This is a genomic window from Edaphobacter sp. 12200R-103, from assembly GCF_010093025.1.
GTDB lineage: Bacteria > Acidobacteriota > Terriglobia > Terriglobales > Acidobacteriaceae > Edaphobacter.
Map to the genome: position 1 here is coordinate 3,959,593 of NZ_CP048114.1, position 13,164 is coordinate 3,972,756.

Sequence of the window (13,164 nt, forward strand, 5' to 3'; positions counted from 1 at the left end):
GAAAGAGAAACAACTATGTCTACCCACGCAAAACCTCGATCCCTTTTTGATCGGCAGATCATGAGTCGTGCAGCTGTGGATGCATTGGTTAAACTCAACCCGCGCCTCATGATGAAAAATCCGGTGATGTTCGTCGTCGAGTTCGGGAGCGTCCTGACGACAGTTCTCCTCATCGTCAACCTGATTACGTCCGAAGGCCACTTCCGCTTCAATCTGCAGATCACCCTGTGGCTTTGGTTCACTGTCTTGTTTGCGAACTTCGCAGAAGCAATGGCGGAAGGTCGCGGCAAGGCTCAAGCCGATGCCCTGCGCCAGGCCAAATCGGAGACGACGGCGCACCGCATCGGCAAGTCCGGGTCCGTGGAAGAGGTACCGAGCTCACATCTCCGGGTCGGCGATGTTGTTCGGGTTACAGCAGGGCAGATGATTCCTGGCGATGGTGAAGTCGTAGATGGCGCAGCGTCTGTCGACGAATCAGCGATCACCGGAGAATCCGCGCCTGTGATCCGCGAAGCCGGTGGCGACCGCTCTGCCGTAACGGGTGGCACACGAGTGCTCTCTGACATTCTCACCATCCGCATTACTTCGAATCCAGGTGAGACCTTTCTTGACCGCATGATCGCGCTCGTCGAAGGAGCAGAACGTCAGAAGACTCCAAACGAAATCGCACTGAATATTTTGCTGGCTGGGCTCACGATTATCTTTCTGCTTGCGGTTGTCACGCTGCAGCCCTTTGCTTTCTACTCCGGCGCTCCACAGACGGTCTTTGTTCTGGTTTCTCTGCTGGTCTGCCTCATTCCAACAACCATAGGAGGTCTGCTGTCGGCGATCGGTATCGCAGGCATGGACAGGTTGGTTCAACACAACGTTCTTGCAACCTCTGGTCGTGCGGTCGAGGCGGCCGGCGATGTGAATACACTTCTGCTGGATAAAACCGGGACGATCACCATCGGAAATCGACAGGCCGCAGAGTTCTTTCCAGCGCCAGGAGTCACCGCAGAACAACTCGCGGACGCCTCTCAGCTCTCATCGCTCTCCGACGAGACACCTGAGGGACGGTCCATCGTCGTACTCGCAAAAGAACAATATAATCTGCGCGGACGTGAGCTCGGCCAATTGCATGCAGAGTTTGTACCGTTCTCCGCGACAACACGCATGAGCGGCATCGAGGTGGATGGGCGTTCGATTCGCAAGGGCGCGGAGGACGCGATTGCCCTCCATCTTAAAGCATACGGTTCTTCGATCCCCGGTGCCGTCCACGCCACCGTAGAGGAGATCGCCCATAAAGGAGGAACTCCCCTGGTTGTTGCTGAAAACGGCCGCGCGCTTGGAGTGATTTATCTCAAGGACGTGGTCAAGGGAGGCATGAAAGAACGTTTCGAGCATCTTCGTGCCATGGGCATCCGCACCATTATGATCACAGGCGACAATCCCTTGACCGCCGCAGCGATCGCGCGAGAGGCTGGTGTGGACGACTTTCTTGCCGAGGCCAAGCCCAAAGACAAGATGGACCTAATCAAGCGGGAGCAAGCTGAGGGTAAGCTTGTGGCGATGACCGGAGACGGTACAAACGACGCTCCAGCACTCGCACAGGCCGACGTAGGCGTCGCCATGAATACCGGCACGCAGGCCGCGAAGGAGGCCGGCAACATGGTGGATCTGGACTCCAATCCAACCAAGCTGATAGAGATTGTTGGCATCGGCAAGCAGTTGTTGATGACTCGCGGTGCATTGACGACGTTTTCTATCTCGAACGATGTCGCGAAGTACTTCGCGATCATCCCGGCCATGTTCGCCGGCGTGTTCCCGGTGTTGAACGCTCTCAACATTATGCATCTGCATAACGCACAGTCCGCGGTTTTGTCAGCTGTGATATTCAATGCCCTCATCATTGTGGGTCTGATTCCACTGGCGCTGCGCGGCGTCAATTACAGGCCCATGTCGGCGGCTTCGCTCCTTAAACGGAACCTCACCATCTATGGCTTGGGCGGAATCATCGTGCCGTTTATTGGAATCAAGGTATTGGACATGCTCATCGTGGCACTACATCTGGCGTAGTCCGCCAGAGACGGGAGACTTTTGTGAAACTCATTCGCATCGCCTGTATCTATACATTCGTTACAGCTCTTCTTCTCGGCATCGTCTATCCTCTCGCCATAACAGGCATAGCCCAGCTCACCATGCGAGACAAGGCGAATGGACAGTTAATTGCCCGGAATGGCGAGACCATCGGGTCCGCGATCATCGGCCAACCCTTCAAGGGCTCCGGCTACTTTCATAGCCGTCCTTCTGCCGCCGGCACAGGCTATGACGCTTCCGCTTCCTCTGGATCGAACTATGCCCCTACTAACAAAACGCTTATTGACAGGGTCTCCGCTAGCATACAGAGTGAATCGAACGGAGCACTTGTTCCGATCGATCTGGTCACCGCTTCAGGGTCAGGCCTGGACCCAGACATCAGCCCTGCTGCCGCTTACTACCAGGCACCGCGCATCGCTAGGGAGCGCCATATGAGTGAAGAAGCAGTCGAAGCCCTGATCTCGCTGTACATACAGCCTCGCCAGTTCGGACTGCTCGGAGAACCACGTGTAAATGTTCTCGCTCTCAATCTAGCATTAGCTGAAGCAAACCCCAATGCCAGAAAATAACTTCAGAAATCAGGTCAGCGCCCGTAAGGATTTCCTGGGCGGCGCAGTCCTTTGCTCTAGCTTTCGATACAGAAGCTCGAGATTGTATGCATCTCTTTAGCAAAGGAAAGACATACGGGGATGCAACATGGCGGTCGATATATCTTCGCTGCGAAGGGCCTGATGAACAGTTTCGCTGATAAGCGGGGGAATCTCTCCTCGATCGGCCACTAGTGAATGGATCGCCGGGATAGAAAAATGCCCGTTCGAGTACCGTGAAAACGTACTTCTCGAAAGCAATCCCGGCATCGATTCTCAATGAGCGCGAAATCGCCAATGCATCATTGATAGTTACGAATGGGATGCCACGGCCGCGTACTCTCTTCAGAGAGCTGTGAGCGGCCTGGGAAGAAACTGCTCATAAACCGATGAGAGTCGCCTTGCGGCGGCTCTCTGGCGAACTCTTGTCAGGCGCTTGCTGGCAAGCTGGTAATAAGCATCGTCCATTTCTACGCCGATATATTTGCGTCCCGTAAGAAGTGCTGCTGCGCAGGTCGATCCACTGCCGCAGAACGCGTCGAGCACGATCTCGCCTGAGAGAGTAAAGCTGCGAATCAGTTGCGCAGCGTCTGCACTGGTTTTTGCGTAGGATGCAGCTTGTTGCCACTGTAGGGCATATCCATCACTGTCACTTGTAGGTTGGAGCGATTGTCGGTTGGAAGCCAGGTCGATACAGATCTTCCCGTATCATTCTCAATTCAGCGTTCAACAGTGAGTGGCTTAAATGAATCCGACTAATTTCCCGCAGGAACAGCCTCAAAGGTTCCAGTACCTCGGCGAGCGTGGAAGGTTCCGATGATCTTATTACCTTGGACTACACCTGCGGCGCGTGGGCCGTCGATGCGGCCACGGAAGGTGAGGATATCGCGTGTTTTGGTCTTGAAAACGATGTGCTGATTATTGATAGTGCCTTCAACGCTTCCGGACTGATTGGGCCCCTTGAAGTGTCCTTTGACTTGAGTGCCGTTCTGCTGGATCTCAATTTCTTTGGTGGATGTGGTCCCGTTGGGATCGTGGCAATAGAAGTTCCACTTGCCTGCGGCCTGCGCTGGCGGCTGGTCTGAGGGCGCTTGCTGCGCTATAGCTCCAAGGGGGGCGATGAGGAAGAGCCCAAGATAAAAAGTGAAGAGGCGCCGCGTAATGCTGTTCATGGATCGCTCCTTTGTGCAATAGCGGCTTGACTGCAATTGCCTCCGCTACATGTATAAGGCAAGTATGACGAGATGGCGACAGGAAGGCTCTAGTTGTCGTTACACGACGGTCTGTGTAGTGCTACACGATTGGCCGTGTAGCACTCTCTATTTCTTTCCGCAGTATGGCGGAGCTAGGCTCGAAACAATGGCTATGGTGGCGTTACGCCGCAAGAGCGGCGGTTTAGTCGTGGGGACGACTATATCCGAACGGCTCGTGTAGTTGATATGGAAGCTTGTGAAAGGATGTGCACGCTATGACGGATCTACTGAGCCGAAGGAAGATGATGCAGGAGCTGCTGAGCGTGGGTACCGTGGCATTTGTGGGCCCCGCAAAGGGCCTCCTGGCGCAGCTGAGGCGTGACGGGCGCCCTACCGGGCTGGAGACAGGCGAGATGAATCGGATCGACCAGGCTTTTCGCAGGAAATATCAGATTCCAGCGAGTTCGATCGCTATGTCACGAAATGGGCAGATTGTGTACGAACACGCTGGTGGTATGGCAGACAAGCAGCAGGCGGTGCAGGCAGAGGAGGCGAGTCTTTTCCGAATTGCCAGTGTTACCAAGCCGATTACCTCTGTAGCGATCTTTATGCTGGTGGAACAGGGAAAGCTGAACCTGAACGACAAGGTCTTCGGGCCTTCCGGTGTGTTGGGGACCAAGTATGGAAGGGGTCCTTACAAGCAGTATGTGACGGACGTGACCGTCGACAGTCTACTAACGCACACATCGGGCGGCTGGCCGAACGATAGCACAGACCCTATGTTCAGCCATGATAGTTGGGATTATCAGAAGCTGATTGAATGGACGATTGCGAATCTGCCATTAACATATCCGCCGGGACAGCACTGGGCGTACTCGAACTTCGGGTATTGCGTACTGGGGCGGGTGATCGAGGCAGTAACGGGACAGCCGTATGCGACGTGGGTTCAGGCAAATGTACTGGCTCCGTGTGGGATTACGAAGATGCAGATTGCGGCAAACAAAGAGAACCAGCGGGCTTCGAATGAGGTGGTGTATTACGGGCAGTTTGGTGAGAATCCATACAACATGAACGTGACTCGGATGGACTCGCATGGCGGGTGGATCGCGACACCGACGGACCTGGTGAAGTTTCTGAACCATGTGGCTGGCGCACCAGGAATCCAGGCGCTCCTGAGGCCGGCGACGATCAAGATGATGACCACTCCCGCGGCGGCTTACGACGAGAATGCGCAGGCGAAGTATGCACGCGGTTGGATGGTGAGGAACAACGGTGCAGGCAACTGGTGGCACAACGGTAGTCTGCCGGGGTCAACGACGATTATGGTGCGGACAGCGACTGGGATGTGCTGGGCGGGTTTGACGAACACTCGCTCACAGCCCGCGAATGAGATCAATGCCTCGCTGGACCAGATGATTTGGAATATGGCGCGATGCGTTCCGGAGTGGGGAGCGTAATTCCGGGGCAGACAGCCCTGGCATGGCCCGTGGATCTTCATCCGAATGAAGCTACCTATTGGTGCCTTAAAGGGTGTTGGGCCGTCGCTCCTATCTTCGTTGACAATAGCTAAGTGGCGACGGCTTACCCTGTTCGTAATCTGCTAAATTACGGCAGAGATGAAATGAATGGTTTTCTTTCCGCCCTCTTCGGAATAATAAACGGTTTGTTTTCCGGATTTCCCGATGCTACGAGCTGCATCTTCGGCTGCGCGATCTGTGAGATCGAACGTTTGCACGGAATCATCAGCCGCTTTGATCGATATCTTCTTCGCTGCTAGATCCATGTGAGAGACCGTGCCTTTGGCGGCCCGCAATCCATCGTCTCCAAGCCGGTCCACTTCATGGACTGTCTCTCGTCCGCCTTCGACAGTGTAGTGAACTGCTACGTTGCCGCCGACTCTAATGCCGCGCAGACCATCTGCCGCACCGTTCCCGGTGTGTACGACCAGATCATCAGCCAAGCTGTAGCTATGTCTCGCTCCATCAGCTGTGTCAATCGTTACGACCTTGGTGGTCGCATCGATCTTCTTTACAGATCCCTCTACCGCACCTACGACATCCTGCGCAGCAAAAACGGTTGCCGCCTGGCTTGCTACCCCGACAACGACCATCGCCTTGAAGGCCTGTTTTAAATAATGATTCATTTGTTCTCCTCCTTTTCCTATAGATCAAAATTAATCGGCGAGGCGCTGGGAACCTATAGTTGTGACTACACGGCACCTCTGTGTGGCACCACACACACCGCGTAATTCGAACAATATGTGGAACCACACGAATGCACCGTGTAGAACCACACGGCTATTTATGTATCGATACGTCTGTCAGGATGCAGGAACAGTCGTTAGGATGAACTATGTTCGCTGCCCAGGTCTGTCGATGAAGATTTTGATTGTAGATGACAATGCAACAATAAGGCGGCTGATACGTCATGCTGTCCGCGAGATTGCAGAAGAAATACGTGAATGCACCGATGGCAATCTAGCACTTTCTGCATATGCTGACTTTCAACCCGATATCGTGCTGATGGATATACGAATGCCAGGAACAGACGGGTTGATCGCAACCAGGCAGCTGAAAGGCAAGTATCCCTCTGCCCGAATCTTTATCGTCACTGACTACGACGACGATGAAATGCGCAATGCTGCGCGAGACGCGGGAGCTTCTGGATATGCGTTGAAGCAGAACCTGACCAGCCTCGAGGACCTTATCCTCGGCCAATAGAGAGAAAGTGGGGCATTTTCGGGCTAGTGCGGGGATATGTGAAGATTTCGATCATTAGTGCAGACGTTCGTGTAACGCAGCGCGATGCTGCAGTGCGAACCGGGCCAAAGCATTAGCCCCTTCTATATTCAGCTTCCGACACATGTTTGTGCGGTGGTTCTCTACGGTACGGTAGTGAACGGAGAGTTCGTCTCCGATTTCCTTGCTGGAAAGGCCATCGGCGATGAGGCGCAGGATCTTCTTCTCGGTAGGGGTGAGAGCACTGATATCGAGAGCTAGACCGCCGCCACTTCCATCAGAGCTCTGTTTAAGCAGAATCGCTGCCATCGTCGAGCCGATATAGGTGCGGCCCGTATGAACCGCATGAATTGCTGCGGTGACCTCTTCCGTCTCGCTACCTTTTAGCAAATACCCCTTTCCACCGGCATCCATGGCTGTACGCATCAGATCTTCATCGGCGTGAAAGGTCATAAAGATAATCCGAGTTCCTAGATCTTGCGCTGTCGCTTCGCGCGCGACGCCGAGTCCATTGAGTCCAGGCATATCGATGTCGAGGACGGCTACATCAGGTTTGTATTCGACGATCTTACATAGAGCCTCATTACCATCAGACGCTTCAGCCACAACAACAAGCGAATCGTCTTCTTCGATGGATGCCTTCAACCCGCGCCGTACAACCGGATGATCGTCAGCCAGCAGCAGACGAATGGGATCGCTCATTGGCTTGCTCTACTCCTATCGGGAAATCAATTATAAGCGTGGTCCCCCCATTTACCTCGCTTTTGATTTGCATTTTGCCGCGCAATAGCATTGCCCGTTCGCGCATTCCCGTCATGCCAAAGCCTCCAGGACCGGACACAATAGTGCGGGGCTCGGAAGACAACCCTTTGCCGTTATCCGAGATACTGAGGGTAACCTGAGTTTTCGTGCAGCGAACAGTAACGCTACCACGGGTCGCACCCGAGTGTTTCACAATATTATTCAGAGCTTCTTGAACGATTCGAAAGAAGTTGATCCGCAGCTCCTCAGGGAAGACTTTGTCGATATTCTCTAGGTCAGTTGTTATCTCGATCTGAGAAGCTCTGGCGATGGTCTTGCCGAGTGCATGGATCGCCTTGGTTAGCCCAAGACGGTCGAGCTGAAACGGACGCAATGCATAAGAAATCGTTCGCGTCTCTTCGAGAGCGTGTGAAGCCTCAGCACTAATTTCTTCCAGAATCTCAACTTTATCTGCGTCGCTGTGCTGTTTGCCCTTGCGGCGTAATAAGAATAGGGTGAGATTACTGATCACGATCAATCGCTGGCCAAGGCTGTCATGCAGTTCTGCTGCGATGCGCCGGCGTTCATTCTCCTGAGAGGCTATCAACTCACGCGAAAACGCCTGTTGCGCCTTCTGTTCTTTCCTCAGTTGACGTACACGAAATGTCCAAGCTATTCGGATTGCTACCAGGATTGCAGCAACCAGCAGCGCGATAAACCATGGACGACGGTAGAATGGCGGGACCACCGTTATCATCATTGTCGCCGAATCGACGCTTTCAACCCCATCGCTGTTGTGTGCGGATACCAGAAACTTATATTGGCCGGGTGGCAAATGCGTGTAATAGGCTGTGCGTCGCGATCCAACCTCTTGCCAGTCGTTGTCAATGCCTTCCAGCATGTAACGAAAGGACGTCTGCTCAGGCTTGAAGTAGGTTAATGCGGTATAGTTCACCTCTAAATTGGTCTGCCCGGGACGCAGCACCACCTGACTTGTTTCGGGTTGCAGATTGTGTTCAACATAAGAGGACTCAATCTTGACACGTGGCGGTGTACTAGCGGCTCTTACAACGGCAGGATCGATGACCGCAACACCCTTTTGCGTGGGGAACCACATCACACCCTGATCGTCCGTTGCACCTGCTGGCCATAACCCCCCGTTACACTCTACGCTCACCATGCCATCAGCACGACCGTAGGCCACAGAGATGACGCGGGTACGCCGTCCATCCGCAACATCTTCTAGCTCGCTACGGCGGACCCGGTAAATACCACTATTGGAACTTATCCAGAAAAAGCCTTTTTTATCCTCGAGCATCTGGAACGCTCCGTTATCAAAAAGCCCTTGATCTTGGCTGAAATCCACCCATTTCCCATCACGGAGCCAGCCAATACCGCCGTCATAGGTGCCCACCCATATCTCACCCGACGCATCCTCCATAATAGAGCGAATATTGTTACTGGGCAGGCCTTGTCCTTCTGTCCACTTCGTGATCTCACCACCATGAAGACGAGTGAGGCCACCATAGCCGCCGATCCACAGATCACCTTTGTGATCGGAGATGATCACACGCACATCGTCGGCCGCAAGGCCAGTACGCGTTGTCATCCAATGGGAGTTCGCCCCGTCGAGGACGTACATACCGTTCGACGTTCCAAACAACTTGGCACCTTCTTTTGTCTCGAAGATCACTTGAGCTGCGGGCAGATCTTTTGGTAGGCCGGCGGGCGTGGAAAAATGGCCGTTCGCTAAGACTCGAACACCATTGTGGGATCCTATCCAGAGCGTATTGTTCTTGTCTTCAGCCAAAGCGGTGACCAGACCGGGCAGTCCATCCTTCTGCGTGAAAGCGCGGATAACTTGTCCGTTACGAATAAGCGAAATACCGGCGGGCCAACTGCCCACCCAGATGTCTCCATTTCGCGCGCGCATTACCGGATACACATTGTCGCTGGCAAGTCCTTGCGATGATGTCAATGTCCTAATCGACTGTTGTTGAATCCGAAAAAGGCCTTCTCCTTCGGAGCCGACCCACATATTGTCGTCACTGTCACGCAATAGGACGTTGTACGGGATGCCATGCTCCGAATCTCCGGAAGGAAAGAAAAGACTGCGGGCGAAATTCTGTGAGATATGAACCCTCCAATTGCGCCTGGTCTGATTGACGAAATCGGTCACAATCTCACCTCTTTGGACGATGTATTGTCCGCCAATCAACCGACCCAATCGGCCATCATGTGTACCCACCCAGACCATGCCATCGCCACCGATTGCCACACCGCGGATCTGTTCGGGTTTCAAACTGGATGGCAAGGTGTACTTTTCAAGGCGACCATGAGCGAGGCAGATCAATTGATGGTCTCTCTGTGCCCAGAACCCTGTACCGACCCACCATAAGGGGATGAAATGAAGGCTATCGTCACTATAGGACTCACGTTCAAACCGTTGTTTGGCGGGGTTCCACTTGTAACTATGCTCGTCAGCGAGTGCCCAGATGCCCCCTCGATGGTCTGTTGTGACTGCGCTTACGGAGTGCGGTCGGATACCAGCTGCCTCATTTAATAGATCGAAGCGTCCTTGATGAAAACGAATGAGATTATTGTCTTCGCTGGCGAGCCAGAGATCCCCGCGATCGCCTGGGACCATGGATGTGAAGCGATTGGAAGTAATCCCAGGTGTATTGCTCTTGTTGAAGGCAGTAAAACGTATGCCGTCGAATCGCGCTATGCCGTTCAATGTTGCGACCCAGATATATCCGTCAGGCGTTTGCACAATGCCGCGCACGCTATTTTGCGGTAGACCTGATTCTGCCGTCCACTGGGTGGCTCGATACTGTGCGCCAGCATCTCTGACGGAAGAGAGTCCTAGCAGCACGATCCAGAGTAGAGCATGACTGCGTGGCCATCTTATCACAGAGCTCACATCCATCGGCAATCTCGACACGCTATATCCTGCGTGGAGGCAGGGATTTCGATTTCTTGTTGTCGCAATTGTACCCCTGTCATGGGGTAAGGACGTAGATGGGAGGTCCCGATAAAAATGCCCGGCCGCAGAATGTGCGGCCGGGCCATTAGGCGAGGACCCTTACAGGTTATTTCGTCACGGAAACCGTCTCGAGCATCATCAAGCCCAACTGATCATCGCCGATAGAGATGGCCAGGGCTCTATTGTTGTCAATAGGATAATACCCGTAACTGGACTGGCTCGAGAACGACATCGCGTTGAGACCTGTAAAGGTTAGTAGCCCATCGTTGCTATTCTCCCCACCATTCAGCAGAGCGTTACTCGCAAGCGGATAATTCTGAGCGTTGTAGTCTGTAAAGCCTGCAATGTTATCCGAGTTGATGGTAACCGGCCCAACAGCTCCCCACTGTGAAGCTCCATCATCATTGAGGGTGCCCTGCGCGGAAAGTGCATAGTTACCCTCGAAATCGGCTCCATTAGCGGATTGCACGTAGGCGATTCCACCGGTGGCTTGCAAGTCGTCGACACCGATGATGAGCGCATCTCCGTTGCCGTCGAGATATCCCTGGAAGGTGAAGGTTCCGACTATATTTGACGGTTGGACGTTCGTAAGAGTGACACGACCCGTGGGGTCGACGGTGTAGCTGCCGCTGATGTTGTTACCATTGTGAATGGTCAGGTCGTTGAAAACCATCCTGCCACCAAGCGTGCCATCGGGATTGAAGCCGAAGGCACCGCCTATCATGACGTTGGTGTTGTTTGCGTCCTCACCGAAGGAGCCATAGGCGTAGGAAGAGTTGGATATCGACGCTTGCGAGAACTTGCCTGTGTTGGCTCCCTGGGCAAGGGCTACGCCGCCAAGCACTCCATTCAGTGAATCGTTTTGGTTCTCGAGGAGCTGGATCTTATTTCCCACGATATAACCGGTGAGAACGAAGCCGGGGACCTGAGAGTTGGAGTTAGGTGCAAGGTTGATCGTAATCCGGCCAAAGGCATCCGGCGCGCTAACATTACCAGAAGCAAACGTCTGGGCCTGGCCAAAGTCGCCGTTGTCATTGAAGTCGAAGACGCTGCCTGATGTCACCAGGTTGCCGGCATTGAAGTTAAGGATGCCGCCGATCACGAGCTGTCCGACGGGCGTTCCATCATCAACACCGTTCACCATAAATGCATAGCCTCCATTCAAGGTTGAGGTGCTGGTCTGAAGATCGATTGATCCAGTCGCGGAAGCGAAGGAATCGAATTCTGAGATCACAACGCGCGAAGCCGAAACAAGAGTACCGCGAAATGTCTCTACACCATTGACACCGATGTTGCTATTGGAAGTGGCGAGAGTGATTTGAGTATTGCTTCCAGGGGTCAACGTAATACTGCTGCCGGCGGCTTGGACAGTATCCGTCGTGTAGGCGTAACTCGGATCAACAAAATCTTGCTCCCCGCCGATGATGACTCCGCCCTTTACGCTAAAAGCACCGACGACGTAGTAGTTACCGTTATTATCTTGTCCTGAAAGGTTGTAGACATAGTTGCCGTCTGCGAGCACCGACGGAGCCGGAGTTGTGATGGTGACATTCGCCGTAACGGACTTTGTCGGGTCAGTGACCGAGGTCGCAGTGATAGTAACTGCACTGCCTGTCGGCGCCGACGTGGGAGCGGTATAGGTCGTTGCTGCTCCACTGCTGGTCTGAGAGGGGCTGAATGTACCGCACTGAGAGCTTCCGCAACTTACGTTCCAGGTGACACCAGCATTCGCGGTGTCATTGTTCACGAGTGCGACAATGGATGCGGTGGTTCCCACCATGAGAGACGATGGTGGCGTAGTAGTCAGCACAACTGAGATCGGCTGTGCCGGAGTTGGTGTGATGGTGATCGTGGCGGAGACGGACGTCGTCCTGTCTGAGACGGACGTCGCAGTGATGATAACAGTCGCTCCGCTGGGGACGGCAGACGGGGCAGTATAGGTAGTGGCCGAGCCACTGTTCGTTGTAGATGAGCTAAAGCTCCCGCAGGAGTTGCTGCTACAGGTTGTCGTCCAGATAACTCCGGCGTTGGTTGCGTCATTGCTAACTGTGGCAGATACCGTTGTTGCAGTCCCGACCTGCAGAGTAGAGACAGGCTGAGATGTAAAAGTAACAGAAAGGGCAGGTGGAGCGGGAGTATTGCCGCCACTGGTACCGCTGCTGCAGCCGACTACCAGCAGAGCAATGAATATCGCGGTCGCGAAGGAAAAGAGCATACGGAGGCGATTCACTGTGCACCTCCTACGGCGGCATTTTTGCCACGCGGGCGATTACCCTGCGTTGAGGCCGTCGAGTTGATCTTGGCCGGCATGCCGTGAATACCGCGGACCTTCAGTGTTTGCTGTCCAAGGGTGAGTTCGCGTACAAGCAGATAGTTGGTTCCGTTGAAGCTTCGAACGACGCCTTTGATCGTGATCACTTGACCCGGCGCCAGAGTCTTCTTAGTTTCGTTGTCAAGATGCGAGCCAACATTGGCATATAAAACACCTTGAGAACCATCCATCAGCAAATTCAAACCGGCAGGGGCCCCCATAACAGGCTTCGTCATGAGCTCACGAATCGCTCCGGAGAAGGTGATTTCGTCCGAGGCCCTCCAGTGATGGATGGTTGTAATTGTTGTAGAAGTTTCGTTTGCACAAGCTTCCTGTGTCGCTCCTGGCACAACTCCCAGAGCACACGCGCAGGCAGCCACAAAGACGACGCATCTTGGCATTTTCATAGTGGGTCTCTCCAAAGGTTTCGGCCTCTGCACGTTGGCGAATGTGCAGCAACCCCAGAGGGCAAGCCGTATGGACTCACAGTAAGGTTTGAGGAGAACTCAAACAATGAGTGTCATCACAC

General features: G+C 53.8%; 11 protein-coding genes. 4 read left to right on the plus strand and 7 right to left on the minus strand.

Features of this window, described 5'->3' with window-relative positions; translation table 11 throughout:
• The first annotated feature begins 60 nt into the window (after positions 1-60).
• Entirely contained in the window at positions 61-2,058 is a 1,998-nt protein-coding gene (kdpB, locus tag GWR55_RS16460) for a potassium-transporting ATPase subunit KdpB (protein ID WP_370521162.1), read from the plus strand.
• A 23-nt stretch (positions 2,059-2,081) separates the two neighbouring features.
• Positions 2,082-2,648, plus strand: a complete 567-nt coding sequence (gene kdpC / locus GWR55_RS16465; RefSeq protein WP_162403240.1) for a potassium-transporting ATPase subunit KdpC — start codon at positions 2,082-2,084, stop codon at positions 2,646-2,648.
• 363 nt (positions 2,649-3,011) lie between these two features.
• On the opposite strand, the gene GWR55_RS19630 is transcribed toward kdpC, so the two are convergent.
• Both GWR55_RS19630 and GWR55_RS16475 read right to left on the minus strand, forming a co-directional pair.
• On the minus strand, positions 3,012-3,212 hold the full coding sequence (locus tag GWR55_RS19630) for a DNA methyltransferase (RefSeq protein WP_370521163.1): 201 nt from the start codon (positions 3,210-3,212) through the stop codon (positions 3,012-3,014).
• Between the two features lie 209 nt (positions 3,213-3,421).
• Positions 3,422-3,838: a hypothetical protein gene (locus GWR55_RS16475; protein WP_162403241.1), complete on the minus strand. Its 417-nt coding sequence runs from the start codon at positions 3,836-3,838 to the stop codon at positions 3,422-3,424.
• 296 nt (positions 3,839-4,134) lie between these two features.
• Here GWR55_RS16475 and GWR55_RS16480 point away from each other — a divergent pair, with 296 nt between their 5' ends.
• Positions 4,135-5,316: a serine hydrolase gene (locus GWR55_RS16480; RefSeq protein ID WP_162403242.1), complete on the plus strand. Its 1,182-nt coding sequence runs from the start codon at positions 4,135-4,137 to the stop codon at positions 5,314-5,316.
• A gap of 143 nt (positions 5,317-5,459) precedes the next feature.
• Here the strand turns inward: GWR55_RS16480 and GWR55_RS16485 are convergent, their stop codons facing one another.
• Positions 5,460-6,002: a hypothetical protein gene (locus GWR55_RS16485; RefSeq protein ID WP_162403243.1), complete on the minus strand. Its 543-nt coding sequence runs from the start codon at positions 6,000-6,002 to the stop codon at positions 5,460-5,462.
• A gap of 202 nt (positions 6,003-6,204) precedes the next feature.
• On the opposite strand from GWR55_RS16485, the gene GWR55_RS16490 reads away from it, so the two are divergent.
• Positions 6,205-6,579: a response regulator transcription factor gene (locus tag GWR55_RS16490; RefSeq protein ID WP_162403244.1), complete on the plus strand. Its 375-nt coding sequence runs from the start codon at positions 6,205-6,207 to the stop codon at positions 6,577-6,579.
• Between the two features lie 54 nt (positions 6,580-6,633).
• Here GWR55_RS16490 and GWR55_RS16495 read toward each other — a convergent pair whose 3' ends face one another.
• The 4 genes from GWR55_RS16495 to GWR55_RS16510 all read right to left on the minus strand — a co-directional run bounded on the left by GWR55_RS16495 (position 6,634) and on the right by GWR55_RS16510 (position 12,871).
• Entirely contained in the window at positions 6,634-7,299 is a 666-nt protein-coding gene (locus GWR55_RS16495; protein WP_162403245.1) for a response regulator transcription factor, read from the minus strand.
• Positions 7,268-10,111, minus strand: a complete 2,844-nt coding sequence (locus tag GWR55_RS16500; RefSeq protein WP_162403246.1) for a sensor histidine kinase — start codon at positions 10,109-10,111, stop codon at positions 7,268-7,270. Before GWR55_RS16500 ends, GWR55_RS16495 begins: the two co-directional genes overlap by 32 nt.
• 319 nt (positions 10,112-10,430) lie before the next feature.
• A complete protein-coding gene (locus GWR55_RS16505) occupies positions 10,431-12,554 on the minus strand; it encodes a hypothetical protein (RefSeq protein WP_162403247.1) in 2,124 nt (707 codons plus the stop codon).
• Positions 12,551-12,871, minus strand: a complete 321-nt coding sequence (locus GWR55_RS16510) for a hypothetical protein (RefSeq protein ID WP_162403248.1) — start codon at positions 12,869-12,871, stop codon at positions 12,551-12,553. Before GWR55_RS16510 ends, GWR55_RS16505 begins: the two co-directional genes overlap by 4 nt.
• Positions 12,872-13,164: the final 293 nt, after the last annotated feature.